We start from the raw sequence: 24,166 nt of genomic DNA, 5'->3' as shown, positions 1-24,166 counted from the left end.
CAAGAAACAGATAACCCAAGCTTACCTTGCTCCTGCCGGTATTCGCTACGGTTGTCGGTAAACCCCGCTCACGCTTTGAAGCCATTTACCTCGTTCGCCAGCCGCTGGCCCAGGCTGAACAGGGCCTCCCCGGCGTGGTCGGTTTCCTGGGTCTTGCTGCGCACCTCGTCTGCCAGCTCGCTCAGCCGGGTGAGGTTGCGGCTCATTTCCTCCGTGGTCTGACGCTGCTGCTCGGCGGCGGTGGCAATCTGGTTGTTCATGTCGTTAATCAGTGCCATGCGCTCGGTAATGGTGGCCAGGGCCTCGCCGGCCTGCACCGCGCTGCCGCGGGTCTGCTCGGCCCGCTGCATCAGGGCGTGCATGCGGGCAACGGTGTCGTCCGATTCTTTTTGCAGGCCGTGAATGATCTGCTCAATTTCGTTGGTGGAGCTCTGGGTGCGGGTGGCCAGTTCGCGCACCTCATCGGCCACCACCGCAAAGCCCCGGCCCTGTTCGCCGGCCCGGGCCGCTTCAATGGCGGCGTTCAGCGCCAGCAGGTTGGTCTGCTCGGCAATGGTGCGAATGACTTCCAGCACGGTGCCGATGGTCTGGGTGCGCTCGGCCAGTGCCCCCAGCCGATGCTGGGCCTGGCCCAGCTCGTCCACCAGGGCCGAGGCATGCTCGCGGGTATCGGCCACCCGCAGCGAGCCCTGCTCGGCGGCCTGGGCCGACTCCTCGCTGGCGCCGGCGGCCTGCTCGGCGGAGCGGGCCACTTCGCTGCTGGTGGCCAGCATTTCCTGCATGGCGGTGGCCACCTGCTCGGTTTCTTCCGACTGCTGCTCCGACACGCTGCGATTGTGACGGACGATGTCTGACAGCCGGCTCGAGGCCTGGTTGACTTCCTGGCTGATGGGGGAGAGCTTGCGCACCGTGTCGCCGAGGCGCGCGCAAAACTGGTTGAAGCTCTGGCTGAGCTGGGCGATTTCATCCCGGCCGCTTTCGTCCAGCCGCCGGCGCAGATCCGCCTCTCCGTGGGAAATATCGCGCAGGGCGCGCACTGTCTGGCCCACCGGATTGAGTATGCTGCGAATAAGAATAATCGCCACCAGCACCGCCAGCGTGCCCAGTCCCAGCATCATGCTCATCACCTTGCCGGCCAGGGCCAGCAGCTGGGTTTCCACATCGTCAATGTAAATACCGGTACCGATGATCCAGCCCCAGGGCTTGAACAGCTGCACATAAGACACCTTGGCAACCGGGGCGTTGTGGCCCGGCTTGGGCCAGAGATAATGCACAAAGCCCTGACCGGCTTCCTCCACCCGGTGCACCATTTCCACAAACAGCCGCTTGCCGTCGGGATCTGCAAAGTCGCTCAGATCGCTGCCGTTGAGCTCGGGTTTCATGGGGTGCAGAATCATGCGCGGGTGATGATCGTTGATCCAGAAATAATCGTTGTCGCCATAGCGCAGCCCGGCAATGGCCGCCATGGCCTGCTCCCGGGCCTGCTCGTCGGAAAGGCGGCCCTGCTGCTGCAAGGCATGATAGTGGCCGGCCAGGCTGACCACCGACTGCACCTGGCGCATGGCCTGCACCCGTTTTTCTTCCACCAGCCCCTGGTAAAAGAACCACAGCATCAGCAGGGTGACGCCGAGAATGCCCAGTGACAGCAACAGCAGGTTGAGATAGAGCCGTTTGGCGATAGTGAGGGAGCGAAGCCAGTTCACAAGTATCTTCCTTGTATGAGTTCGTGCAGGTCCGTGTCACCACGGATTTTAGCCAGCCACCGGCTCGATGAATGTAAGGAAAATGTAAAAACGGGATCTGGTCGTCTGATACTTTGGTCTAATCTGCAGGCCCTTGCTCCCGCCGGCAAAAAAAGCTGTTTAGCTGGTCAAGAATGGGCGTGATCTCTATAATGCGCCCATTGTTTGCTCAGGGCCTGTTAAAACGGGCCCCCGAGCGGCTATTCTGTTTTAAAGCCAACACCCAAAGGTTCTTTCTATGTCCAACAAATTCGTCGTCACCTGGGACTCATTTCAGCGCGAAGCCCGCAAGCTGGCCGCTCGCCAGCTGCCCGCCAGTCAGTGGAAAGGCATTATCGCCGTCAGCCGTGGCGGTCTGGTTCCGGCCGCCATTCTGGCCCGCGAGCTGGGCATTCGCCACGTGGATACCCTGTGCATCTCCAGCTACGATCACAACCAGCAGCGCGATGACCTGCAGGTGCTGAAGCAGGTAAACGGTGACGGCGAAGGTTTTCTGATCGTGGACGATCTGGTGGACACCGGCAACACCGCCCGGGTGATCCGCGAGCTCTACCCCAAGGCCAAGTTCATTACCGTGTTTGCCAAGCCCAAGGGCGAGCCGCTGGTGGATGACTTTGAAGTGCGGGTTGGTCAGGACACCTGGATTGAACAGCCCTGGGACATGAGCGTGACCTTTGTACCGCCCCTGTGCGAACAGGACCAGGCGTGATAAAAAGGCTCTGCGGAGCCTTTTTTACGCTTTGATGCCGGAGCCTTCATGACGAGCCAGCAAAGCACCCTCAGCGAGCGGCTGTTTTCCCCCGTGCAGCACGCCCCGGAAACCTCCACCATCACCTTTGCCGGTCGCCGGCCAAACCCCTTCCAGCCGCCGGCTCCCTATGTGGACGGGGCCGATCTGCCCGGTTTTTACCGGCTGCAAAAGCGTGCCTTCTGGCACTGGCAGGGGATCGACAGCATCGAAATCGAGGCCACTCTGGCACGGATGGCGGCGGCACCGGGTCCGCGCAGCGTGGACGACTGGATTGATACCGTGGCCGAATACCGGCCCGGCAACTGGGTGTTTGAGTGGAGCCGGCTGGGCGCCGAGGCGCAGCAGAAGGCACAACAGGCCACCCGCGATGAAGACGCCAGCGTGCAGTTTCTGGCGGCGGCGCGTTATTTTGCCCTGGCCAGTTACCCGCACCTGAAGGGCGACCGGCTGGCGTTGCAGGCCCAGTTGCTGGCCAACCAGGCCTACCGGGAAGCGGGCCGGCGGCTGCCGGTGCCGCTGAAGGAGCTGCGCATTCCCTTTAACGGCAAGGAGGTGCAGGGTTACCTGCATCTGCCCGCCACCGACCGGCCGCTGCCGCTGGTGATTGTCAGCGGCAGCCTCGACAGCCTGCAGCTCGACTTCTGGCATTTTTACCGGCGTTTTCTGGCGCCCGCCGGCATCGCCATGCTCACCGTCGACATGCCCGGGGTGGGTTACTCTGCTCACTGGCCGCTGGTGCAGGACAGCAGCCGGCTGCACCAGGCCGTGCTGCATCATGTGCCCAGCATTCCCTGGGTGGATGAGCGCCGGGTGGCCATGCTGGGGGTGCGCATGGGCGGCAATGTGGCCGCGCGGCTGGCCAGCCTGGAGCCGTTCCGGCTGCGGGCGGTGGTCACCATTGCCGGTGCCGCCAACTTGTTCTTTACCGAACGCGAGCGTTTTATGCGGGCGCCGGCCATGCTGCGGGACTGCATCGCCAATCGCCTGGGCATGAAAAGCAACGACTGGGAAGGGGTCTATCAGCACTGTCGCGGCCTGTCGCTCAAGACCCAGGGGTTGCTGGGACGCAAAACCCCGGTGCCCCTGCTCAGCATTGGCCATCGCCACGACTTTCTCTGCCCCGAGCCCGAGATCCAGGCGCTGGCCGCCACCAGTCGCGGCGGCGAGGCGCTGGTGCTCGACAAGCTGCCGCTGCTGCAGGTGTATGAAACCTCGCTGGCCCGGACCCGGGACTGGCTGCTAGCCCATCTTTAACCTCTGCACAAGGTGAGGCTGAGGCTTTTTTGCTCACCAAGGGCGGCCGACCTTTATTATTGGGTGAAAAAGCGTTACATATAGGCCAGTTACCAGGGAGGTGGTTATGAGTACTGAAACGGTGAGTCATCAGAAGCTGTTGCGCGTGTTTACGGCCATAGGTCCTTACCTGCGCAGCGAGCAGTCAACGGAAAACAGCTATTTCTTTGATTGTCTGGCGGTGTGCGCCAGCGCCAAGGCCGCGCCGGAAAAGCGCGAGTTCTGGGGCTGGTGGCTGAAATTGACGCCAAAGAGCGAGCAGCACTTTGAATTCCACTACCGGCTGGGTTTTTACGACGCCGAGGGGCAGTGGCAGGAGCGGGACATTCCCCGCAAACACGAAGACGAAGTGGCGCGTACCCTGCGCGATTTTTACGACAAGCTTGCCACCTGCCTCGATGAACTCTCCCTCAGTGCCGGCCCGGCGCCGGAGCTTGGTGACAAGCACCTGCTGAGCCCCGTCTGACGGCCCCGCGGCCTGGTGCCGCAGGGGCCGTGTTCCGTCCATCTTGATCGTGCCGGCATCTCGCCGGCATTGCTGTGTTGTAAAGGAGCCGCAGGGCGTTCCATGAAAGGCAAAACCATTGTTGTAAAACTGGGTACCAGTGTGCTCACCGGCGGCACCCGCCATCTCGACAAGGCGCACATGGTGGAGCTGGTGCGCCAGTGCGCCAGCCTGCACCGGGCCGGGCACCGCATTATTGTGGTGACCTCGGCGGCCATTGCCGCCGGGCGCGAGCACCTGGGCTTTCCCGAGCTGGCCGGCACCATGGCCAACAAGCAGATGCTGGCGGCGGTGGGGCAGACCCAGCTGATCCAGACCTGGCAGTCGCTGTTCAATATCTACGGCCTGCATGTGGGCCAGCTGCTGCTGACCCGGGCCGATCTGGAAGACAGAGAGCGCTACCTCAACGCCCGCGACAGCCTGCGTGCCCTGCTGGATCACCGTATTATTCCGGTGATCAACGAAAACGACGCCGTCGCCACCAACGAGATCAAGGTGGGCGACAACGACAACCTGTCGGCCCGGGCCGCCATTCTGGCCGAGGCCGATCTGCTGATCCTGCTCACGGATCAGCGTGGCCTGTTTACCGCCGATCCGCGCAACAACCCGGATGCCCAGCTGATCGAGGAAGTGCAGACCATAGACGACACCCTGCGCAAGCTGGCCGGCGGCAGCGTCAGCGGCCTGGGCACCGGCGGTATGGCCACCAAGCTGCAGGCCGCCGACGTGGCGCGTCGCGCCGGGGTGGACGTGGTGATCGCCACCGGCCAGATCCCCGAGGTGATTGGCCGGCTGGCCGCCGGCGATCGGGTAGGCACCCGTTTTCCTGCCCTGGCCACGCCGCTGGAGAGCCGCAAGCGCTGGATCCTGGCCGGGCCGCCGCCTCACGGCGAAATTCATGTGGACGCCGGCGCCGTCAGCGCGGTCATGGCCAAGGGCTCCAGTCTGCTGCCCAAGGGCATAGTGCGGGTGGAAGGGCGCTTTCGCCGGGGCGAGGCGGTGCGTATTGTCAACCCCGAGGGCCGGGAGCTGGCCCGGGGCATCTGCCGCTACGACGCCCAGGATCTGGAGCGGATCAAAGGACAACATTCAGACCAGATTGAGACTCTGCTGGGCTATGGCTACGGCAGTGTCGCCATTCACCGCGACGATCTGGTGCTTTTGTAGGAGATAACATGGACTTGCAACACATGGGCCGCGCCGCCCGCGACGCCTCGTATGTGCTGGCCGAGGCCGGTACCCACACCAAGAACGCCGCCCTCGAAGCCATGGCCGAGGCGCTGGAAAGCCATGCCGAGGTCATTCTCGCCGCCAATGCCAAGGATCTGGACGCCGCCCGGGAAAACGGCATTGGCGAGGCCATGCTGGATCGGCTGATGCTTAACCCCGGGCGGCTTACCGCCATTGCCGATGACGTGCGCAACGTGATACGGCTGCCGGATCCGGTGGGCGCCGAGCTGGAGTCCCGGGTGCTGGAGAACGGCATGCGGCTGTCCCGCCGCCGGGTGCCGCTGGGGGTAGTGGGGGTGATCTATGAGGCGCGCCCCAATGTCACCATCGACATCGCCGCCCTGTGCCTGAAAACCGGCAACGCCAGCATTTTGCGCGGCGGTCGCGAGACCTTTCATACCAACCAGGAGCTGGTGAAAGTCATTCGCCATGCGCTGGCGGCCTGTGCGCTGCCCGAGGCCTGTGTGCAGTACATCGGCGAGCCGGGCCGGGAGTGGGTCAGCGGCCTGCTCAGGCTCGACCAGTACGTGGACATGATCATTCCCCGGGGCGGCCCCGGCCTGCACCAGCTTTGCAAGGAGCAGGCCACCATTCCGGTGATCATCGGCGGCTTTGGCATCAGCCACACTTATGTGGACGACAGCGCCGATCTGACCCGCGCCATTGAGGTGATCGACAACGCCAAGACCCACAGACCCAGTGCCTGCAATGCCCTCGACACCCTGCTGGTGCACGAGGCGGTGGCTGCCGCACTGCTGCCTGCCCTGAGTGCCCGCATGGCCGGGAAAGGCGTGCAGCTGGTGGCCTGTGAGCAGGCGCTGCCGCTGCTGCAGCAGGGCCCGGCCGCGGTGCGCGCTGCTGAAGAGGGTGACTTTGACACCGAATGGCTGAGCCTGACCCTGGGCGTCAAACTGGTGAGCGACGTGAATGCCGCCCTGGCGCACCTGCGTGCCTTTAATGCCAGCCATTCCGACGCCATTCTGACCAACAGCCTGGCCAGTGCCGAGCGCTTTGTGAACGGTGCCCCGTCGGCGGCGGTCTATGTGAATGCATCCACCCGCTTTACCGACGGCGCCCAGTTCGGCCTGGGGGCCGAGGTGGCGGTATCGACCCAGAAGCTGCACGCCCGTGGCCCCATGGGGCTGGAAGAGCTGACCAGTTACAAGTGGGTGGGGCAGGCGGATTACCTGATCCGCCGGTAACAGCCCGGGCCCGCGGGGGCTCTGGTTTTTCGTTGCGAGGGGAGAGGAGTATTATGCCGTCCAAGTTGCTGGATGCCCTGTTGCTGGCGATGCCCTTGTCGCCCACGCTGGAGTCCTGGCGTCAGCACCTGCTCAACCACCTGAACTACCCGGTACAGGGGGCACAGAGCCTGTTTATCGGCGATCCGGTACTGGTGATAGTGTCGTTCCACCACGATCGGGCCGAGGTGCTGCTGCCGGCCATGGAGTGGCGTCATCATGACATGCAGACCACCAAGCCCAGCTCACGGGGAGTGGTGGAAGAGCAGGGGGGGAGCCTGGAGCAGCTGCTGGCGCTGGTGGAAGAATGCATAGCGTTGCGGTTGAAGTCGTTCCACGAGTGCAGCCGCTGCGGCAAGCGCTGTGCCCCCGAGGCGCTGGGCTCCCTGATGGGAGATCCCACCTGCCGGGACTGTCTCAAGGGCCGGCGGGTGCTTTTCTGAAAAAGCAGTGAATAGGGATTGGCGAATAGGGAATCGTATCCCTAATCCCTAATCCCTAATCCCCGATTTGAACCAGCCAGCGCCTTAACATCATGCCCGGCAGGGTGGTAAAGCCGGTGGTGGCCAGTTTCAGCTCACCCCGGTGCACCACCATCAGGGTGGGCGTCACACCAATATTCAAGCGGCGTGCCAGCCGGTTGTTTTCATCGTTAATCACTGCAAAATCGTGGCCCTTGTCCTTCAGGTAGGCTGCAACCTTTTGATCGCTGCCCGAAGCGATGGCCATGGTCATCACTGCCCCGGGCACCAGATCCACCATGGGGGACACCAGCCGGCACACGCCGCACCAGCTGGCCCACACATACAGCAGCACCGGCTCATTGTGGCTGTGCGCCACCAGATCCACCCGTTTGCCGTCAAGCGTGACCAGCTCGCCCAGCCCCTCGGCCGAGGCGGGCAGATCCCGGCTGCGCCACAGATCCACCGCGGTCATTACCAGCAGCAACATCAGCCCGTATCCCAGCAGGCGTTTAAGGCGGCTCATTTGGCCGCCTCCAGGGCGGCGATCACCCTGTCGCTGGTCAGCAGCACCTCCAGCTCCTGGCCGTTCGGTGAGCCCGGGCCAAACACCTGGTTAAAGGGAATGCCGGCCCGGCCGTGGGCGCGCAGGTAGTCGGTGATCACCGGATCGGGACGAGTCCAGTCGCCCTGCATCAGTACCACGTCCTTGCGGGTAAGCGCGCCGTATACCGGATCCCGCTGGATCACGCCAATCTTGTTGGCCTGGCAGGTAATGCACCAGTCGGCGGTTATGTCCACAAACACTCGGTTGCCGGCGGCCACTTCGCGCTCGATGCGGGCAATGTCCAGCGGCTGCCAGGGCAGCTCCGGGTTGGCCGGGCTGACCCAGCGGTCCTGGGTCAGCAGGGCCACGCCACCGAGCACGGCGCCGGCCAGGCTGATGCCGGCCAGGCCGAAGATCAGGGCACGTGCGCCGTGGCGGCGCAGCAACGACCACAGCGGCAGCACCACCAGCAGGGCGCCCAGCAACAAGCTGGGGGTGCTGCCCAGGGTGGGGGAGAGCAGCGACAGCAGCCACAGGCTGGTGGCCAGCAGCATCAGGCCGAACAGCCATTTCACCTTGACCATCCAGGGGCCGGGTCTGGGCATGAAGCGCACAAAGCCCGGAAAGGCGGCCAGCAGCAGCCAGGGCAGAGCCATGCCCAGTCCCAGGCCGGTAAAGATGGCGATCAGCACCAGCGGCGAGGACGCCAGCGCCGCCGCCACCGCCGTGCCCAGAAAGGGGGCGCTGCAGGGAGTGGCCAGCAGGGTGGCAAACATGCCCTGTATCAGGTGGCTGCCGCCTCCGCCGGAGCGGGTGGCCAGCCAGGTGCTGAGCCGGCCGGGCAGCTGAATTTCAAACAGGCCAAACAGGTTGAGAGAGAACAGGGCGGTGACCGCCAGCATAAAGCCGATAAAGCCCGGCTGCTGAAACTGAATGCCCCAGCCCAGTTGGGCTCCGGACCAGGTCAGCACCAGCATAAAGGCGGCCAGCCCCCAGAACGACAGCAGAATGCCGGTGGCGGAGAGCAGCAGCGGCCGGCGTACCTGGGCCCGGCTGCGCTGGCCCAGCAGCAGGCTGTTGAGTTTGAGTCCGAGCACCGGCAGCACGCAGGGCATGACATTGAGAATAAGCCCGCCCAGCAGGGCATAGCCCAGGGCCAGCCACAGCCCGGGCCGACCGCTGCCACCGGCGGGCAGCGAGCCCCGAGTGACAACGGCCTCGAGCTCTTCGGCCAGGTTGGTGTCGGCCACGGTCACGGTCAGCGAGACACCGTCGAGATTGAGCCCGGGATCCCAGCTGTTGACGTTGAAGCGCGCGTCCAGCCGCTCACCGGCAAGCTGCAACTCGGGCTGACTGAATACCGCGGTGTCGGTATCGTCGATAAAGACGGTGGGATCCTGCCAGCCTTCCGGATTTATCAGGGTGACGGCCACTTTTTCTTTGGCCGCGTCCCAGCGCCAGTCGCCCGCCTGTACGCGGCTGGCCGGGCGTGGCACTCGGGACAACGCCTGCTGAAAATGGTGGTTGGTGGTTTCATTCAGTGCCAGATCGGCCTGCAGTGGCAGCGCCAGCGAGTACTCGGTCAGCACGCAGATGGTGGTGCAGCTTGGCAGGGTCAGAGTGGCGTTCAGCACCGCCGGCTCACCGGTGTTTACCGGGGTGATAAACAGCGGAAAGTTGACATCGTGCTGGTAGCCCTGAGTTTCAATGCCCAGCAGGTGAAAGCGGTCGGGCAGGGGCCAGCGCCAGTCCAGCGCCTGCACATTGGTGGAGTCCTGCCACTCCAGCCGGGGGGCAATGCCGCCTTCGCCGGGAGAGCGCCAGTAGGTTTTCCAGTCGTCGGCGAGTTTTACCTGCAGCAGAGCGGCGTACTGGCCGCTGGCGTTATCCAGCGGACCATTCTGCACCAGCCGCACCTGCACCGGCGGATGGTCGGGAGATTGCAGCCAGCCGGTATCGGCGGCGTGAACGGTGAGGCTGGCAAGCAGCAGTAAACACAGTGAAAAAAGTCGGTACACGTTGAATTCTCCGGTGGTCAAAGCCAAGCATAAGGTGAGTGGACCTTGACTGTCATTCCCGGAATACGCACAGCAGCAGGTGGCGACGGTACTCGGGCACCGGCTCGGGAGGGGGCATGGGGTGCCGGCTATGGCGGCGGGGCGGTGCCAGCCACCAGCTCAACAGGGCGAGCAGGCCCAGCAGCAGGCTGTCGGGGTGATCCCAGAACTTGGTCAGCAGTTGTTCCGACAGTGAGCAGGAGCCGCCCTGGTGCAGCTGGCCGGCGTCGTCGGATTGTGCCACCGTCAGCACTTCCCCGCTCTGCTGGCCACAGTGACTCACCAGGCCGGTACGCTGGCCGAGGCAAATGACCCCCACCAGCAGCACCAGCACAATGGCCAGCCGGGCCCGGCTCAGCCCAGCGCCAGCCACAGGGCCACTCCCAGCATCAGGCTGCCGGCAATGCGGTTCATCAGCCTGACCTTGCCCTTTTGCTGCAAGACCCGGCTCAGGGTGCGCCCGCCGCTGGCGTAGAGCAGCAGGCAGATAAACTCCAGGGTCAGAATGATCGACACCAGAGTGAGCAGCTGGCCGGCCAGCGGGGCCTGGTTATTGATAAAGGGTGGCAGCAGGGCAATGAAAAAGGCCCATCCCTTGGGGTTGGCAATGGCGGTCACAAACCCCTGGCTTATCAGGGTGGCAACGGGAATATGGCGCGGGCCGGCGTCCACCGGGCTCAGGGCCAGCTTGCCCCGGGAGCGCCACAACTGAATGCCGAGCCAGGCAAGATACAGGCCGCCACCGTATTTCAGCAGCAAAAACAGCTGGGGATATTGCAGCATCAGGGTGGCCACCCCGAGCACCGCCAGGCAGGCCACCAGGCCCACGCCGGCCAGCTCGCCCAGCATCATCCACAGAGCGCGCCTTACCCCCACCGTCATGCCCAGGGAAAGGGCCAGGGTCATGCACATGCCGGGGGTGACCGACACAAAGAAAAAGGTGGGAACAAACACCATTAAAACTGCCGTGTTAATAGGTCACCTGCCTGCCAGTTTCGCTTGAGTTGAACATAATCTGCGCCATTGTAGGCCAGGTGCCACAGATTAGGCCAGCCCTCGCCGAGCTCATTTCATCAGTCGCTGAAGCGGGGGCTGAACACCAGCCGGCCGGGGGCGATATCCATGGCCACGGGCACGGTTTTGAGCCAGCCGTAGCGGCCGTCGTCCAGAGTGTATACCGGCTGGTTTTCCAGCACGGCGCGCACCAGCTGCATCATGCCCGCCGAGGCGGCGGCGACGTCACCCTGATAGCCAAAGGCGTTCACCCGGCTTTTGAGCAGGTTGAGATCCCGAATAAAGACGGCGTTTTTCTGCCGGTCGTACACCGGACGGCCTTCAATCTGCAGATCCAGGGCGGCGGGAAAACGGGCGATCAGCGCATTGATGGCGGTTTCGCCGCGAATGTCGAGACGCACCACCTGGCGGCTGTCGGGGCCGATGGTGAGGTCCAGCTCATCGATGCGGGTTTCCACCAGCCCCTGGCTAAGGCGGGGCGCCTGCTCTTCCAGCTGGGTATAGAGCGCCTTTTCCAGCTCGGTTTCGGAGATGCTGTACTGGCTGACACTGGCGCAGGCGCTCAGCATCAGCGCACTCAGGGCAAGGGTAAGAGTTCTGAACATGGTTTACCTCTGGTTTGAAAGAAAGACGTAAGAGGTCACAGGTAAGAAGACGTCTTACATCTCACGTCATACGTTTTTACGTCTCACCGCAGCAGCCGGTCGAGCTGGTTGGCAAAGGCCTGGCGGTCGGCCTGGCTCAGGGTGGGCGGGCCGCCGGTCTGCACGCCGCTGGCACGCAGGGTGTCCATAAAATCGCGCATGGTCAGTTTGGCGCGAATGGTGCCCTTGTCAAAGCGCTCGCCCCGGGGGCTGAGCACCTCGGCACCCTTGTCCAGGGCCTCGGCGGCCAGCGGAATATCGGCGGTGACCAGCAGATCTCCCGCTTCAATACGGTGCACGATTTCGTTGTCGGCCACGTCAAAGCCTTTCGCGACCTGCAGCTGGCGCACCAGTTGTGAGGCCGGCACCGGCAGGGCGTGGTTGGCCACCAGAATCAGCGGCGTGCCGGTGCGCTCGGCGGCGCGCAGCAGGATTTCCCGAATCACCCTGGGGCAGGCGTCCGCATCCACCCAGATCTGCATCAGTTGCGCCGCCCCAGCGACTTTTTGCGATCCAGGGCCTCTTTCAGCTCATAAGGATCCACCACCACGCCGGTTTCGTCGGGGGTGGGGAACACCGCTACCAGCAGCTCGTCGTCGGCCATGCCGGGGACCCAGCGCTTGAGCCACACATTCAGGCTGATGGCCTCGGGCTGGCAGTTCTTCCAGTCGCCTTCGGCCCAGTCCCTGGCGTAGTCGGCGTGGGGCCATACCGGAATGCAGTCCTCGTCGTCGTCGGTGGTGAGCATCATGCAGCCGTGCTCGTCGGTGAGGATCCAGATCTCGTCCTGTTCGCACACCCGGTTGACGAAATGATTGAAACGCTCGTCATCGCCAAGGGCGAGCACGGTGGCCTTGTCTTGTTCGCTGAGGGAATAGCTCATGAAGATTCTCGTTAGGGAAAGCGTGACGCATGTTCACATTGCCGGCCCGGTCTTGTCCAGCTTCGCCTTGCCAAAGCGGCTCCAGGCCTGTTCGTGAAAGAAATAGGCAACGGTATTGACCATGGGTTCGACCAGGGCGATCAGGCCCCCCACCAGCAGGCTGCCGGACAGCAGCCAGGCCACAGTGAAGGCCACGGTAAAATGCACCAGGGCAAAGGTCAGGGTCTTGTACATGGCTGGCTCCTTGGAAGCGGCAAAGTCCTGTGATAAATAATAATGGTTATCAGTTAATGTTCTAATCGTTCTTTTTTATCGGCGTCATTGGTGTTTCCTGTCAAACAAATGGCGTCCGGCGGCAATCCAGCGTTTACAGCCGGTCCCCGCTCGGGATAGATTGAAAACAGTTTCTAATACGGGCCAGGGGGTCCACCAGTACAAGCAGGGTTGCTCATGCATTTTCAGACCGACGATATCCGCATTAACGAAATCAAGGAATTACTGCCGCCGGTGGCGGTGCTGGAGAAGTATCCGGCCACCGATACCGCCTCGGCCACCGTCTTTGAATCCCGCCAGGCCATTCACCGCATTCTGGCCAGCGAAGACGATCGTCTGCTGGTGGTGGTGGGCCCCTGCTCCATTCACGATACTCAGGCCGCCATTGAGTACGGTCAGCGGCTCAAGGTGCTGCGTGAGCGTTATGCCGATACCCTGGAAGTGGTGATGCGGGTGTATTTCGAAAAGCCGCGCACGACCGTGGGCTGGAAAGGGCTGATCAACGACCCCTATCTCGACAACAGCTTTCAGATCAACGACGGCCTGCGCATCGGCCGCAAGCTGTTGCTGGATCTCAACGACATGGGTCTGCCCACCGCCAGCGAATTCCTCGACATGATCACGCCCCAGTACCTGGCGGATCTGATGAGCTGGGGCGCCATTGGCGCGCGCACCACCGAATCCCAGGTGCACCGGGAGCTGGCCTCGGGCCTGTCGTGTCCGGTGGGCTTCAAGAACGGCACCGACGGCACCATCAAGGTGGCCGCCGATGCCATCGGCGCCGCCAGCGCTTCGCACCATTTTCTGTCGGTGACCAAGTTTGGCCATTCGGCCATTGTGTCCACCGCCGGCAACCCGGACTGCCACATCATTCTGCGGGGCGGCAAGGAGCCCAATTACAGCGCCGACCACGTGGCCAGTGTCTGTGCCGGGCTGGAACAAGCCGGCCTGCCGCAGAAGCTGATGATCGATTTCAGCCATGCCAACAGCAGCAAGCAGTACCAGCGTCAGATGGTGGTGGCCGAGGACGTGTGCGGCCAGATCGCCGCCGGCCAGCAGGCCATCATGGGCGTAATGGTGGAAAGCCACCTGGTGGAAGGCCGCCAGGATCTGCAGGAAGGCTGCGCGCTGACCTACGGCCAGAGCATCACCGACGCCTGTATCGGCTGGGACGATACCGAAAGAATGCTGGCGCAACTGGCGGAAGCCGTGGCCGCCCGCCGCCAGGTGTGAACGTTTGACGTAAGAAGTAAGAGGTGAGGGGCGAACTGCCTGGAGTGCCCCCGATAAAGTAGACACTTAAGTTAAGCGGCAGCTGCGTAGGCATCGGGAGTCATCCCTCCCAGCGCCATGTGGCGCCGCACTTTCGGGTAATACTCGTCTGTATAATACCGGACTTCATCTGCCATTTCGTCTCTTCCGAGCACGCCCAGAGGGCGAGTCCACTCCTTCTTGAGTAGCGCGAAGAAGCTTTCCGAACAGGCGTTATCCCAGCAGTTACCTCGGCGTGACATGCTGATGGTGATTCCCCGTGTATTCAGCCATCTCATCACCTCTCCGTTGCGATACTGACTCCCTTGGTCCGAGTGGAACAACAGCTGTTTCCCATCTGGCCGCTGATGTTGCCATGCCTGCTCAAGGGCCTCCAGCACCAGTTGGGCGCTATTGATGGCACCCATGGCTCGGCCCACCACGCGGCGTGTGCCCAGGTCTAGGACTGCTGCGATGTAGAGCCAGCCTTCACTGCACCGGATTTGGGTGATATCTGATACCCAAACTCGGTTCGCTGAACCCACCGAGAACTGGCGATTCAACAGATTCGGTAACACAGGCAAGGACGATGTTGGCTTTTGATATCCTGCTTTAGGAGCCGTGCATGAACGATAACCAGCGTCTCTCAGCAAGCGCTGAACCTGGTTCTTGCCGCAGCAGAACCCGGCATCCCGTGCTTCCAGCCACAGCTTGCGATAACCCGGCACATTCTTCAGTTGCCTGGCTCGCTCGAGCAGGAAGGTGTTCAGCGTCCGTCGCTCGATGGCACGCGCCCCCGGAGAGTGTTGACGTGTTCGCCAGCGATAATATCCCGCTCGTGACACGTCGAGTACTTCACACATTATCGAGACCCGCCAGCGTTGACTTCGGTGGGCCTCGATAAAGGCAAACCTTACTTGCCGTGCTTGGCGAAGTACTCTTGCGCCTTTTTTAGGATTTCGTTCTCCAGCTCTTTCCGCTCAAGCTGCTTCTTCAGCCGAGCTACCTCGCGCTCCAGCTCCTGCAGGCTTTTTTCTGGTCCGGTGTTTTCAACGGCTTTGTCGGATGATTTCTTGGTCATGCTCCACTCTCTACGCCAGCGACTCAATTGGTTAGGATGGATCCCAAGTCTGCCAGCAAGCTGAGCTTGTGTCTCTGTGGTGGAGAGCGAGGCCTCGACGGCCTCACGTTTGAATGCATCGCTAAAGCGACGGTGGGGTTTGTATTTCATAACACCTTCTCATCTAATGAAGGTGTCTACTTTTCTCGGGCCAGTCCAGCCTCTGATCTGAACAACAAAAAGGAGCCGCAAGGCTCCTTTTTTGATGCTGGTTGACGTGAATTTTCGTCTAACGTCTCTACGTCTTACCTTTCACGGGGTTATTTCACTTCCACACCCTGGGCCTGCAGATCGGCGTGGTAGGACGAGCGCACGAAGGGACCACAGGCGGCGTGGGTAAAGCCGATGCTTTCGGCCACCTCCTTCAGCTCGTCGAACTCGGCGGGCGGCACATAGCGCTTCACCGGCAGGTGGTGACGACTGGGCTGCAGGTACTGACCCAGGGTCAGCATGGTGACATTGTGCTCGCGCAGATCCTTGAGCACTTCCACGATTTCCTCGTTGGTTTCACCCAGTCCCATCATCAGGCCGGACTTGGTGGCCACCTGGGGGTGCATTTCCTTGAACCGGCGCAGCAGCTCCAGCGACCACTTGTAGTCGGCGCCGGGGCGGGCCATGCGATACAGGCGCGGGGCGGTTTCCAGGTTGTGGTTGAACACGTCCGGCGGGGTGTCCTTGAGGATCTCCAGGGCGGTGTCCATGCGGCCACGGAAGTCCGGGGTCAGAATTTCGATTTTGGTGTTCGGGCTCTGCTCGCGAATGGCGCGAATGCAGTCGGCGAAGTGCTGGGCCCCGCCGTCGCGCAGATCGTCCCGGTCCACCGAGGTGATCACCACGTACTTGAGGCCCAGTTCCTTGATGGTCTTGGCCAGCTTGGCGGGCTCTTCCGGGTCCACCGGCAGCGGGCGGCCGTGGGCCACGTCGCAGAAGGGACAGCGGCGTGTACAGATGGCGCCCAGGATCATGAAGGTGGCGGTGCCGTGGTTGAAACACTCGGCCAGGTTGGGGCAGGACGCCTCCTCGCACACCGAGTGCAGCTTGTTCTCGCGCATGATGTTCTTGAGGCCCTGTATGCGCTGGTTGCTGGGAGGAAGCTTGATCTTCATCCACTCCGGCTTGCGCAGCACCTCCTCTTCCTGGTCGGGCAGGTGTTTGACCGGGATCAGGGCCATCTTGTCGGCGTCGCGCAGTTTTACGCCGGGTTCGACGCGTACGGGTTTGCTCATAATTTCACTTTCTCTGTGGTGTAGAAGAGATGTTGATAGCCAAGCCGGTTCGCCAGCAGGGGCACCAGGCGGGACTGGGCTTCATCGAGGGTCTGGGGGCCGCCCAGGGTGCTGCACTGGGTCATGGCCATGCCGGCATAGCCGCAGGGGTTGATGCGCAGAAACGGGCTCAGATCCATGTTTACATTCAGGGCCAGGCCATGAAAGGAGCAGCCCCGGCGCACCCGCAGGCCAAGCGAGGCGATCTTGCTGTCGGCCACATACACCCCGGGGGCATCGGGCTTGGCATAGGCCTCGATATGGTATTCACCCAGCAAACCGATAATGGAGTCCTCCATGGCGGTGACCAGGTTACGCACGCCGAGTTTTTTGCGGCGCACGTCAAGCAGCAGATACAGCACCAGCTGGCCGGGGCCATGATAGGTCACCTGGCCACCGCGGTCGGCCTGCACCACCGGAATGTCGCCGGCGTTGAGCACGTGCTCGGCCTTGCCGGCCTGGCCCTGAGTGAACACCGGCAGGTGCTCCACCAGCCAGAACTCATCACCGGTGTCTTGATCTCGCCGATCGGTGAAGGCCTGCATGGTGTGCCAGACGTGTTCGTAGGACGAGAGGCCCCAGTGCCTGATGGTGAGTTTGTCCTGCTGCATGAATGGCCCTCAGAGCACGTACTTGACCAGTTCGATCTTGCCGAGCTCGCGATACAGCAGCTCGACATGCTCCTTGCTCTGCACCATGACATGCACGCTCACAGAGTGGTAGTTGCCCTTGCTGCTGGGGCGAACCTGGGGGCTGTAGTCACCGGGGGCGTGTTGCTGCAGTACTTCCACCACCAGGTCGGGCAGGCGCGCATCGGCCAGGCCCAGCACCTTGAACGGAAAACGGCAGGGAAACTCGAGCAACTCATCAAATTTGGTATTCATGGCAACCTTTGAAAACGGCAGTATTCAATTGGGAATGGAGGTAATTTCCATCACCCTTGGCGCATTTTTATCATAAATGCGGCTAATTCGAAACCGACAACTTGCAGGGGCTTTTGAGGGCGCTGAACAGCAAACGGGGCCAAATGAAGATTGGCCCCGTGCGGATATCAGTTGAACAACCCTTGAATCAGCAGGGTGAGGTAGTCGATCAACCGGCTGAACAGGCCACCCTGTTCAATGTCTTCCAGTGCCACCAGGGGCACGGTGGCCACCTCCTTGTCACCCAGCTTGAGATGCAGGGTGCCCACCTGCTCCCCCTTGGCCAGCGGCGCCTTCAGGGCCTGATCCAGGGTGAAGTCGGCCTGCAGGTTCTGGGCCTGGCCGCGGGGAATGGTGACTGCCACCGCCTTGTCGACGCCCAGGGCCACGGTGTCCTTGTCGCCCATCCAGATCTGCTGATCCACCAGCTTGCTGCCCGCCTGGTAGGGGGTCAGGGTTTGGTAGAAGCGGAAACCGTAGGTCAGCAGCTTCTTGCTTTCCGCCGCCCGGGCGCGCTCGTTGGCTGCCCCCATGACCACGGCGATCAGGCGCATGTCGTCCTTGGTGGCGGAAGACACCAGGTTGTAGCCCACGGCTTCGACGTGGCCGGTCTTGATGCCGTCCACGTTCAGGGACTGATCCCACAGCAGGGAGTTGCGGTTGTGCTGGGTGATGCCGTTAAAAGTGAACGATTTCTCGGCGTAGATGGCGTACTCTTCCGGCACGTCACGGATCAGCGCCTGGCCCAGCAGCGCCATGTCGTAGGCGGTGGTGTACATGTCTTCGCTGTGCAGGCCGTGGGGCGTCACGAAGTGGCTGTTGTGCATGCCCAGTCGCGCGGCCCAGGAGTTCATCAGATCGGCAAAGGAGTTGACGCTGCCGGCCAGGTGCTCGGCCACCGCCACGGTGGCGTCGTTGCCCGACTGAATGATGATGCCGCGGTTGAGATCGTCAATGCTGACCTGCTTGCCCACTTCCAGGAACATCACCGAGGAGCCGGGAAAATTCTGGGCCCAGGCGGCTTCGCTGATGGTGACCATATCCTCGCGCTTGACCTTGCCTTCCTCCAGGGCCTGGCCAAGGATGTAGGAGGTCATCATCTTGGTGAGGCTGGCCGGCGGCAGTTTCTGATCGGCGTTTTCGGCCACCAGCACCTGGCCGCTGGCGTAGTCCATCAGCACGTAGGATTTGGCGGCAATGGCCGGCGGCTCGGGGATCATGGACACCGAGGTTTGCGCCTGAGCGGCAAAGGACACCAGGCCGGCGATGGCGAAAGTAGAAAGAGTGTTAACCGTACGCATAAGGTGAGTCAGACCCTTGTTTGAAAAATGAATGGGCAGCGGTGTGCCGTTAAAAATACATTGAAATCCGTTCACTTCAGGAAATATGCCTGCTTGTAGCCTTCGGCGATCAGCCGGGCCAGAAGGTCGTCCGTCTGGGTTGCCGGAATGGGCCCCATCTGCAGCTTGTACCAGTCCGACTGGTGCTCCACCCGGGCCGGGAAACCATACTCCCTGCTCAGGCGGGCGGCAAGCTCCCTGGCCTTGTCTCCGGAGCGGGTGGCCAGCAGCTGAATGTGCCGGCCCGGCCCCTGGTTGGCCAGACGCACGTCTTCCTTGTTGGGAGCCACCTTGATCAGCTCCACCTTTACCGGCGCCGTGCCCTTGCCGAGCATGCCCAGCTTCCAGGCGGCGGCGTAGGAAAGGTCGATAATGCGGCCGTCGTGGAAGGGGCCGCGATCATTGACCCGTACCACCACCTGCTTGCCGTTCTCGGTGTTGGTGACCCGCACAAAGGACGGCAGCGGCAGGTTCTTGTGAGCCGCGGTCATGGTGAACATGTCGTACACCTCGCCGTTGGAGGTGTGGTAACCGTGGAACTTGGCGCCATACCAGGAGGCCATGCCCTCGTCCTTGTAGTTCTGCACATCGCGCCACACTTCATAGTCCTGGCCCCAGACGTTGTAGTCCTTGTTGCCCTGGCGGCTGTAGGGTTCAAAGCGGGGCACCGCGTCCTTGACGTGGGACATGTCGGGCATTTCCCCCGGGGCCATGTCCTTGCGCAGGGCATAACGGCCACCGGCGGTTTCCCGATCGTAGCTGTCATCCTTCTTGACCGGCTCACCGGGCTGGCTGCTGCAGGCGGCCAGCAGCAGGGCCGCCAGGGGCAAGAGGCGTTTAACGTTGTTGTTCATGGGCCTGCCTGATTGCTTCACTCAGTTGGTACACCGCCATGGCATAGAGCGGGCTGCGGTTGTAACGGGTGATCACGTAAAAGTTGTGGCGCACCACCCAGTATTCCGGGCCTTCGGCGCCGTCCAGCTTCAGCAGCTTGACCGGGGTATCCGGGGCCAGTTCATGCTCGGTGCTCACCCCGGCGGCGGTCAGCTCGGCCCAGCTGTGGTCGAGCTCCAGGGCGGTGGACAGCAGCGCCTCGGCGGCCTGCTCGTCGGCAACCTGTGCCCGGTGGGCCACGGGCTCGTCCGGCTGCCACTTGTGCGCATGAAAGTAGTTGGCCACGCTGCCGATGGCATCGGTGGCGTCAAACAGGTTGGTGTGGCCGTCCTGGTTGAAATCCACCGCGTAGTGGCGGTAGCTGGAGGAAATGAACTGGCCCATGCCCATGGCGCCGGCGTAGGAGCCCTTTTGTTCTTCAAGCCGCCACTCCTGCTGCTCGGCCAGCTTCAGGTAGTGGCCCAGCTCGGAGCGGAAAAAGGCCCCTCTGGGCGGGTAGTGAAAGCCGAGGGTATAGAGGGCGTCGAGTACCCGGTAAGAGCCCATGTGAGCGCCATAGAAGGTTTCCACCCCGATAATGGCGGTAATGATCTGGGCCGGTACCTGAAACTCCTGCTCGGCCCGGGCCAGCAGGTCGGTATGCTGTTGCCAGAAGGCGGCGCCCTGTTCAATGCGCTTGTCGGTGAGGAAGATGGGCCGGTACTGGTGCCAGGGCTTGGCCTCGGCGGGCCGGGTCATGGCGTCGATGATCGGCTGCTGGTACTGCGCCTGGGCCAGGGCTGCGTTCAGCGCCTCCTGGGACAGCTCGAACTTGCCGGCCAGCTCGTCGAGCCATTGCTGTTGCTCCGCCACGGTCGGTGCCGCCGAGGCCGACATTGATAACCACACTGCCGCTGAAAGAAGGGCGAGGCGCATTAATGGGTTCCTTGTTTGTTATTTCGCCAACAGGCGTTTGTGAGTATGAACGGACATGAGAATGCCAAATCCGGCCATCAGTGTCACCATGGAGGTGCCGCCAAAGCTGATTAACGGCAGCGGCACCCCCACCACCGGCAGCAGGCCGCTGACCATGCCGATGTTGACGAACACATAGACGAAAAAGGTCAGGGTCAGGGCGCCGGCCAGCAGCCGCGGAAAGGCGCCTTGAGCCTGCACCGAGATCTGCAGGCCGCGGCCGATGATAAACAGGTACATCAGCATCAGCAGGCTGACCCCCACCAGGCCGAATTCCTCGGCCAGCACCGCGAAGATGAAATCGGTATGGCGCTCGGGCAGAAATTCCAGCTGGGACTGGGTGCCGTGCAGCCAGCCCTTGCCCCACAGGCCGCCGGAGCCGATGGCGATCTTGGACTGAATGATATGATAGCCGGCGCCCAGGGGATCACTTTCCGGGTTGAGCAGGGTCAGCACCCGTCGCTTCTGGTAGTCGTGCATCAGAAAGTACCAGAGCGCCGGCAGAAAGGCGGCCAGGCCGGCCAGCGCCAGCAGAATCAGCCGCCAGGGCAGGCCGGCGAGAAAAATCACGAACAACCCCGATGCCGCCACCAGCACAGAGGTGCCCAGATCCGGCTGCTTGGCGATCAGCAGGGTGGGCACCAGCACCAGCGCAAAGGCAATGGCCACGTGCAGCAGGCCGGGGGGCAGCGGATAGCGGCTGATATAGGCGGCAATGGTAATGGGCATGGCCAGTTTGAGCGCCTCGGAAGGCTGAAAACGAAAGCTGCCGATTTCCAGCCAGCGCTGGGCGCCCTTGCCGATGTCTCCCACCAGCAGCACCAGCACCAGCAGTATCACGCCAACAATGAATACCGGCGGTGCCCAGCGGGCGTAAAAGCCCGGCGACAGCTGGGCCAGCACCACCATCACGGTGAGCGACAGGCCGATGCGCATGCCCTGGCGGGTGACCGCCTGCAGATCTTCGCCGGTGGCGGAATAGAGGATCACCATGCTGGCACTCAGCAGCAGCAGCAGGCCCGCCAGCAGCGGCCAGTCCAGGTGCAGACGTTCTCCCAGGGAACGACGATGCTTATTCATGGGCGATGACTTCCTCGTTGGACAGGGACTCGGGCGCCAGGTAGGCATCCAGCATGGCGCGGGCAATGGGGGCGGCATGGGAGCTGCCGCCGCCGGCGTTTTCCAGCACCACCGACACCACCGCCTCGGGGTTTTCAAAGGGGGCAAAGGCCACGAACAGGGCGTTGTCGCGCAGGTGCTCGCGCAGGCTCTGGTGATCGTACTGCTGGTTTTCCGCCAGGCTGAATACCTGGGCGGTGCCCGATTTGCCGCCGGCCACATAGGGGGTGCCGACAAAGGCCTTGCGCGCCGTGCCCTCGCTGCCGTTGACCACCCGCCACATGCCGGTGAGGCCGACCTTCCAGTAGTTGTCCTGCTTGAGTACGATGGGGTCGCCATGGCTGATGGGCATACTCACCTTGTTGCCGTCGATCACGATGCCGTTAAGCAGGCGCGGGTGCACGGTGTCGCCGTGATCCACCATGATGGAAGTGGCCCGGGCCAGTTGCAGCGGGGTGGCGGTCCAGTATCCCTGGCCGATGCCCACCGAGATGGTGTCGCCCTGGTACCAGGGCTGCTTGTGGCGGCGTTGTTTCCAGTCCCGTGAAGGCATGATGCCGGTGGCTTCCTCATGCAGGTCGATGCCCGAGGGCTGGCCAAAGCCAAAGCGGCTCATGTAGTCGTTGATGGTGTCGATGCCCACCCGGTAGGCGAGATCGTAGAAAAAGGTGTCGGCGGAGATCTCGATGGCCCGGTAAACGTCCATCCAGCCGTGCCCCCAGCGCCGCCAGTCGCGGAACTTGCGCTTGGTATTGGGAATTTGAAAGTAGGGGCCACCGAAATAGCGGGTGCTGGAGGTAATGGCGCCCTCGTTCAGCCCCATCACCGACAGCATGGGCTTGACGGTGGAGGCGGGGGCGTAAATGCCCTGGCTGGCCCGGTTGATCAGCGGGCGGTCGGGATTTTCCAGCAGCGCCTTGTAGTCGGGGCCGCTGATGCCGTGCACAAACAGGTTGGGATCGTAGCTGGGATTGGACATGATGGCCAGCACCTGGCCGTCTTTCGGGGTCATCAGCACAATGGCGCCGCGGCGGCCTTCCAGCAGCTTCTGGGCCTGCTGCTGCAGCCGAATGTCGATGTTCAGGTAAATATCGCTGCCGGGCACCGGCGGCTCGTACTTGAGGGTGCGGATCACCCGGCCGCGGTTGTTGACCTCCACCTCCTGATAGCCCACATGGCCGTGCAGCAGGTCTTCGTAATAGCGCTCCACCCCGAGCTTGCCGATGTCCCGGGTGGCGGCGTAGTTGGCCAGTTTGTTGTCTTCCCGCAGGCGCTCCAGATCCCGGTCGTTGATCTTGGCCATGTAGCCCAGCACATGGGTGAGGGTGTCCTTGTAGGGATAATGGCGCTTGAGATAGGCCTCGATGGCGGCGCCGGGAAACTTGTGCTGGTTGATGCTGAAACGGGCTACCTGATCCTCATTCAGCCGGCTGACCAGCACCACCGGATTGAAGCGCCGGTTGCGGCGCACATCATGAAAAAAGCGTTCCTTCAGCTCCGGGTCCAGATCCAGCAGGGCAATCAGCCCGTCGACGGTGGCGTCCAGATCCTCCACCTTCTCGGGGGTGATCTCCAGGCTGTAAATGGGCCGGTTTTCCGCCAGCAGCACGCCGTTGCGGTCGTAAATCAGACCGCGGGTGGGGGCGATGGGCACCACCTTGATGCGGTTGTCGTTGGAGCGGGTCTGGTAGCTCTGGTGCTGGTTCACCTGCAGATGATAGAGGTTGGCGAACAGCACCCCCATCAGCAGCACTATGCCGATAAAGGACACCAGGGTACGGCGCCAGTGCAAGGAGGACTCGGCGACATGGTCGCGCATTTTTACCCGGGACCTGGCCATGACTTACTCGCGGTGGTAGGGGTGATTGTTGTTGATGCTCCAGGCGCGGTAGAGGCTTTCCGCCGCCAGCACCCGCACCAGGGGGTGGGGCAGGGTCAGGGGAGAGAGCGACCAGCTTTGTTCGGCGGCGGCCTTGCACGCCGGCGCCAGTCCTTCCGGGCCGCCGATCAGAATGGCCACGTCGCGGCCGTCGTGCTGCCAGCGGGTGAGCTGGCCGGCGAGTTGCTCCGTGGTCCAGGGCTTGCCGGGAATGTCGAGAGTCACGATGCACGCCGACTTGCCGACGGCAGCCAGCATCTGCTCGCCTTCCTTGTGCAGAATACGCTCGATATCGGCATTCTTGCCGCGCTTGCCGGCGGCAATTTCGGTCAGCTCCAGGGGCATGTCCCGGGGAAAGCGGCGCTGGTATTCCTGAAAGCCCGTGGTTACCCAGGCCGGCATTCTGGTGCCGACCGCCACCAGCTGCAGTTTCATCCGGCCAGGGCTCCGGTCGTGCTGCCGCCCCAGAGTTTTTCCAGCTGATAGAAGTCGCGGGTTTCTTCCTGCATCACGTGCACGATGGCTTCACCCAGGTCGACCAGCACCCACTCGCCCGCGCCCTGGCCTTCGATGCCCAGCAGGGGCAGGCCGGCGTGTTTGGCCTCGGTGGCCAGGTGATCGGCGATGGAGTTGACGTGGCGGCTGGAGTTGCCGGAGCAGATGATCATGCAGTCGGTGATGGTGGATTTGCCGGTGACGTCCAGTACACGAATGTCACGGGCCTTGAGATCGTCCAGTTTGTCGACGATAAAATCGTGCAGTGCTTGGTCTTGCAAGAGC

27 protein-coding genes are annotated in these 24,166 nt (G+C 62.6%); 7 read left to right on the top strand and 20 right to left on the bottom strand.

Going from position 1 to position 24,166, the window contains the following annotated elements; translation table 11 throughout:
* Positions 1-68 precede the first annotated feature (68 nt).
* Positions 69-1,703 carry a methyl-accepting chemotaxis protein gene (locus tag PU634_RS11540; protein ID WP_306760965.1) on the bottom strand — a complete coding sequence of 545 codons (1,635 nt, stop codon included), beginning with the start codon at positions 1,701-1,703 and terminating at the stop codon, positions 69-71.
* A gap of 277 nt (positions 1,704-1,980) precedes the next feature.
* Here PU634_RS11540 and gpt point away from each other — a divergent pair, with 277 nt between their 5' ends.
* The 6 genes from gpt (at position 1,981) to PU634_RS11510 (ending at position 7,205) form a co-directional block, all read left to right on the top strand.
* Entirely contained in the window at positions 1,981-2,451 is a 471-nt protein-coding gene (gpt, locus tag PU634_RS11535) for a xanthine phosphoribosyltransferase (protein WP_107853166.1), read from the top strand.
* 48 nt (positions 2,452-2,499) lie between these two features.
* Positions 2,500-3,747: an esterase FrsA gene (frsA, locus tag PU634_RS11530; RefSeq protein ID WP_306760964.1), complete on the top strand. Its 1,248-nt coding sequence runs from the start codon at positions 2,500-2,502 to the stop codon at positions 3,745-3,747.
* 106 nt (positions 3,748-3,853) lie between these two features.
* Complete coding sequence (crl, locus tag PU634_RS11525; protein ID WP_306760963.1) at positions 3,854-4,252, top strand: sigma factor-binding protein Crl; 399 nt, start codon at positions 3,854-3,856, stop codon at positions 4,250-4,252.
* A 102-nt stretch (positions 4,253-4,354) separates the two neighbouring features.
* Positions 4,355-5,458, top strand: a complete 1,104-nt coding sequence (gene proB / locus PU634_RS11520) for a glutamate 5-kinase (RefSeq protein ID WP_306760962.1) — start codon at positions 4,355-4,357, stop codon at positions 5,456-5,458.
* Between the two features lie 8 nt (positions 5,459-5,466).
* Positions 5,467-6,723 carry a glutamate-5-semialdehyde dehydrogenase gene (locus PU634_RS11515; protein ID WP_306760961.1) on the top strand — a complete coding sequence of 419 codons (1,257 nt, stop codon included), beginning with the start codon at positions 5,467-5,469 and terminating at the stop codon, positions 6,721-6,723.
* Between the two features lie 53 nt (positions 6,724-6,776).
* Entirely contained in the window at positions 6,777-7,205 is a 429-nt protein-coding gene (locus PU634_RS11510; protein WP_306760960.1) for a hypothetical protein, read from the top strand.
* A gap of 55 nt (positions 7,206-7,260) precedes the next feature.
* Here the strand turns inward: PU634_RS11510 and PU634_RS11505 are convergent, their stop codons facing one another.
* From PU634_RS11505 to PU634_RS11470, 8 genes are all read right to left on the bottom strand, one after another.
* Positions 7,261-7,749: a thioredoxin domain-containing protein gene (locus tag PU634_RS11505; protein WP_306760959.1), complete on the bottom strand. Its 489-nt coding sequence runs from the start codon at positions 7,747-7,749 to the stop codon at positions 7,261-7,263.
* Positions 7,746-9,788 (bottom strand): protein-disulfide reductase DsbD family protein, encoded by a 2,043-nt coding sequence (locus tag PU634_RS11500; RefSeq protein ID WP_306760958.1) that lies wholly within the window; start codon positions 9,786-9,788, stop codon positions 7,746-7,748. The genes PU634_RS11505 and PU634_RS11500 overlap by 4 nt, the downstream gene beginning before the upstream one ends.
* A 52-nt stretch (positions 9,789-9,840) precedes the next feature.
* Complete coding sequence (locus PU634_RS11495) at positions 9,841-10,200, bottom strand: hypothetical protein (protein WP_306760957.1); 360 nt, start codon at positions 10,198-10,200, stop codon at positions 9,841-9,843.
* A complete protein-coding gene (locus tag PU634_RS11490) occupies positions 10,182-10,784 on the bottom strand; it encodes a LysE family translocator (protein ID WP_306760956.1) in 603 nt (200 codons plus the stop codon). Before PU634_RS11490 ends, PU634_RS11495 begins: the two co-directional genes overlap by 19 nt.
* A gap of 116 nt (positions 10,785-10,900) precedes the next feature.
* Positions 10,901-11,446, bottom strand: a complete 546-nt coding sequence (locus tag PU634_RS11485) for a YceB family lipoprotein (RefSeq protein ID WP_306760955.1) — start codon at positions 11,444-11,446, stop codon at positions 10,901-10,903.
* Between the two features lie 83 nt (positions 11,447-11,529).
* A complete protein-coding gene (locus PU634_RS11480; RefSeq protein ID WP_306760953.1) occupies positions 11,530-11,967 on the bottom strand; it encodes a YaiI/YqxD family protein in 438 nt (145 codons plus the stop codon).
* The gene (locus PU634_RS11475; protein ID WP_306760951.1) at positions 11,967-12,368 is read right to left on the bottom strand and encodes a DUF2750 domain-containing protein; all 402 of its coding nucleotides are present in this window, start codon (positions 12,366-12,368) and stop codon (positions 11,967-11,969) included. The genes PU634_RS11480 and PU634_RS11475 overlap by 1 nt, the downstream gene beginning before the upstream one ends.
* Positions 12,369-12,401: 33 nt before the next feature.
* Positions 12,402-12,602 (bottom strand): DUF2061 domain-containing protein, encoded by a 201-nt coding sequence (locus tag PU634_RS11470; protein ID WP_371319597.1) that lies wholly within the window; start codon positions 12,600-12,602, stop codon positions 12,402-12,404.
* A 216-nt stretch (positions 12,603-12,818) separates the two neighbouring features.
* Here PU634_RS11470 and aroG point away from each other — a divergent pair, with 216 nt between their 5' ends.
* Positions 12,819-13,874, top strand: coding sequence for a 3-deoxy-7-phosphoheptulonate synthase AroG (aroG, locus tag PU634_RS11465; protein ID WP_306760949.1), 1,056 nt, complete (start codon positions 12,819-12,821; stop codon positions 13,872-13,874).
* Positions 13,875-13,945: 71 nt separating this feature from the next.
* On the opposite strand, the gene PU634_RS11460 is transcribed toward aroG, so the two are convergent.
* The 11 genes from PU634_RS11460 to rsfS all read right to left on the bottom strand — a co-directional run bounded on the left by PU634_RS11460 (position 13,946) and on the right by rsfS (position 24,162).
* A protein-coding gene (locus tag PU634_RS11460; protein WP_306760800.1) for an IS3 family transposase occupies positions 13,946-15,123 on the bottom strand; the annotation gives its coding sequence in 2 pieces (ribosomal slippage) (positions 13,946-14,832 and positions 14,832-15,123; 1,179 coding nt in all).
* A 149-nt stretch (positions 15,124-15,272) separates the two neighbouring features.
* Positions 15,273-16,238 (bottom strand): lipoyl synthase, encoded by a 966-nt coding sequence (gene lipA, locus PU634_RS11455; RefSeq protein ID WP_306760947.1) that lies wholly within the window; start codon positions 16,236-16,238, stop codon positions 15,273-15,275.
* Positions 16,235-16,888, bottom strand: a complete 654-nt coding sequence (gene lipB / locus PU634_RS11450) for a lipoyl(octanoyl) transferase LipB (protein ID WP_306760945.1) — start codon at positions 16,886-16,888, stop codon at positions 16,235-16,237. The genes lipA and lipB overlap by 4 nt, the downstream gene beginning before the upstream one ends.
* Before the next feature lie 9 nt (positions 16,889-16,897).
* Positions 16,898-17,161 (bottom strand): DUF493 family protein YbeD, encoded by a 264-nt coding sequence (ybeD, locus tag PU634_RS11445; protein WP_306760943.1) that lies wholly within the window; start codon positions 17,159-17,161, stop codon positions 16,898-16,900.
* A 167-nt stretch (positions 17,162-17,328) separates the two neighbouring features.
* On the bottom strand, positions 17,329-18,501 hold the full coding sequence (locus PU634_RS11440) for a serine hydrolase (protein WP_306760941.1): 1,173 nt from the start codon (positions 18,499-18,501) through the stop codon (positions 17,329-17,331).
* A 71-nt stretch (positions 18,502-18,572) separates the two neighbouring features.
* Positions 18,573-19,394, bottom strand: coding sequence for a septal ring lytic transglycosylase RlpA family protein (locus tag PU634_RS11435; RefSeq protein WP_306760940.1), 822 nt, complete (start codon positions 19,392-19,394; stop codon positions 18,573-18,575).
* Positions 19,378-20,349 carry a lytic murein transglycosylase B gene (gene mltB / locus PU634_RS11430; RefSeq protein WP_306760938.1) on the bottom strand — a complete coding sequence of 324 codons (972 nt, stop codon included), beginning with the start codon at positions 20,347-20,349 and terminating at the stop codon, positions 19,378-19,380. The genes PU634_RS11435 and mltB overlap by 17 nt, the downstream gene beginning before the upstream one ends.
* An 18-nt stretch (positions 20,350-20,367) precedes the next feature.
* Positions 20,368-21,468, bottom strand: coding sequence for a rod shape-determining protein RodA (gene rodA / locus PU634_RS11425; protein WP_306760936.1), 1,101 nt, complete (start codon positions 21,466-21,468; stop codon positions 20,368-20,370).
* Positions 21,461-23,347, bottom strand: coding sequence for a penicillin-binding protein 2 (gene mrdA, locus PU634_RS11420; protein ID WP_306760934.1), 1,887 nt, complete (start codon positions 23,345-23,347; stop codon positions 21,461-21,463). Before mrdA ends, rodA begins: the two co-directional genes overlap by 8 nt.
* Positions 23,348-23,350: 3 nt before the next feature.
* Entirely contained in the window at positions 23,351-23,821 is a 471-nt protein-coding gene (rlmH, locus tag PU634_RS11415) for a 23S rRNA (pseudouridine(1915)-N(3))-methyltransferase RlmH (protein WP_306760932.1), read from the bottom strand.
* On the bottom strand, positions 23,818-24,162 hold the full coding sequence (gene rsfS, locus PU634_RS11410; RefSeq protein WP_306760931.1) for a ribosome silencing factor: 345 nt from the start codon (positions 24,160-24,162) through the stop codon (positions 23,818-23,820). Before rsfS ends, rlmH begins: the two co-directional genes overlap by 4 nt.
* Positions 24,163-24,166: the final 4 nt, after the last annotated feature.

It is taken from the genome of Oceanimonas pelagia (assembly GCF_030849025.1).
In the GTDB taxonomy this organism is placed as follows: domain Bacteria; phylum Pseudomonadota; class Gammaproteobacteria; order Enterobacterales; family Aeromonadaceae; genus Oceanimonas; species Oceanimonas pelagia.
Note: the sequence above shows the minus strand (reverse complement) of the source record. Positions and strands in the feature narration are given on the sequence as shown.

What these genes read in the sequence shown, in the direction of transcription:
- gpt (WP_107853166.1), top strand. Translation starts at nt 1,981, where the DNA reads ATGTCCAACAAATTCGTCGTCACCTGGGACTCATTTCAGCGCGAAGCC.
- frsA (WP_306760964.1), top strand. Translation starts at nt 2,500, where the DNA reads ATGACGAGCCAGCAAAGCACCCTCAGCGAGCGGCTGTTTTCCCCCGTG.
- crl (WP_306760963.1), top strand. Translation starts at nt 3,854, where the DNA reads ATGAGTACTGAAACGGTGAGTCATCAGAAGCTGTTGCGCGTGTTTACG.
- proB (WP_306760962.1), top strand. Translation starts at nt 4,355, where the DNA reads ATGAAAGGCAAAACCATTGTTGTAAAACTGGGTACCAGTGTGCTCACC.
- PU634_RS11515 (WP_306760961.1), top strand. Translation starts at nt 5,467, where the DNA reads ATGGACTTGCAACACATGGGCCGCGCCGCCCGCGACGCCTCGTATGTG.
- PU634_RS11510 (WP_306760960.1), top strand. Translation starts at nt 6,777, where the DNA reads ATGCCGTCCAAGTTGCTGGATGCCCTGTTGCTGGCGATGCCCTTGTCG.
- PU634_RS11505 (WP_306760959.1), bottom strand. Translation starts at nt 7,749, where the DNA reads ATGAGCCGCCTTAAACGCCTGCTGGGATACGGGCTGATGTTGCTGCTG.
- PU634_RS11490 (WP_306760956.1), bottom strand. Translation starts at nt 10,784, where the DNA reads ATGGTGTTTGTTCCCACCTTTTTCTTTGTGTCGGTCACCCCCGGCATG.
- PU634_RS11485 (WP_306760955.1), bottom strand. Translation starts at nt 11,446, where the DNA reads ATGTTCAGAACTCTTACCCTTGCCCTGAGTGCGCTGATGCTGAGCGCC.
- PU634_RS11480 (WP_306760953.1), bottom strand. Translation starts at nt 11,967, where the DNA reads ATGCAGATCTGGGTGGATGCGGACGCCTGCCCCAGGGTGATTCGGGAA.
- PU634_RS11475 (WP_306760951.1), bottom strand. Translation starts at nt 12,368, where the DNA reads ATGAGCTATTCCCTCAGCGAACAAGACAAGGCCACCGTGCTCGCCCTT.
- PU634_RS11470 (WP_371319597.1), bottom strand. Translation starts at nt 12,602, where the DNA reads ATGTACAAGACCCTGACCTTTGCCCTGGTGCATTTTACCGTGGCCTTC.
- aroG (WP_306760949.1), top strand. Translation starts at nt 12,819, where the DNA reads ATGCATTTTCAGACCGACGATATCCGCATTAACGAAATCAAGGAATTA.
- lipA (WP_306760947.1), bottom strand. Translation starts at nt 16,238, where the DNA reads ATGAGCAAACCCGTACGCGTCGAACCCGGCGTAAAACTGCGCGACGCC.
- lipB (WP_306760945.1), bottom strand. Translation starts at nt 16,888, where the DNA reads ATGCAGCAGGACAAACTCACCATCAGGCACTGGGGCCTCTCGTCCTAC.
- ybeD (WP_306760943.1), bottom strand. Translation starts at nt 17,161, where the DNA reads ATGAATACCAAATTTGATGAGTTGCTCGAGTTTCCCTGCCGTTTTCCG.
- PU634_RS11440 (WP_306760941.1), bottom strand. Translation starts at nt 18,501, where the DNA reads ATGCGTACGGTTAACACTCTTTCTACTTTCGCCATCGCCGGCCTGGTG.
- PU634_RS11435 (WP_306760940.1), bottom strand. Translation starts at nt 19,394, where the DNA reads ATGAACAACAACGTTAAACGCCTCTTGCCCCTGGCGGCCCTGCTGCTG.
- mltB (WP_306760938.1), bottom strand. Translation starts at nt 20,349, where the DNA reads ATGCGCCTCGCCCTTCTTTCAGCGGCAGTGTGGTTATCAATGTCGGCC.
- rodA (WP_306760936.1), bottom strand. Translation starts at nt 21,468, where the DNA reads ATGAATAAGCATCGTCGTTCCCTGGGAGAACGTCTGCACCTGGACTGG.
- mrdA (WP_306760934.1), bottom strand. Translation starts at nt 23,347, where the DNA reads ATGGCCAGGTCCCGGGTAAAAATGCGCGACCATGTCGCCGAGTCCTCC.
- rlmH (WP_306760932.1), bottom strand. Translation starts at nt 23,821, where the DNA reads ATGAAACTGCAGCTGGTGGCGGTCGGCACCAGAATGCCGGCCTGGGTA.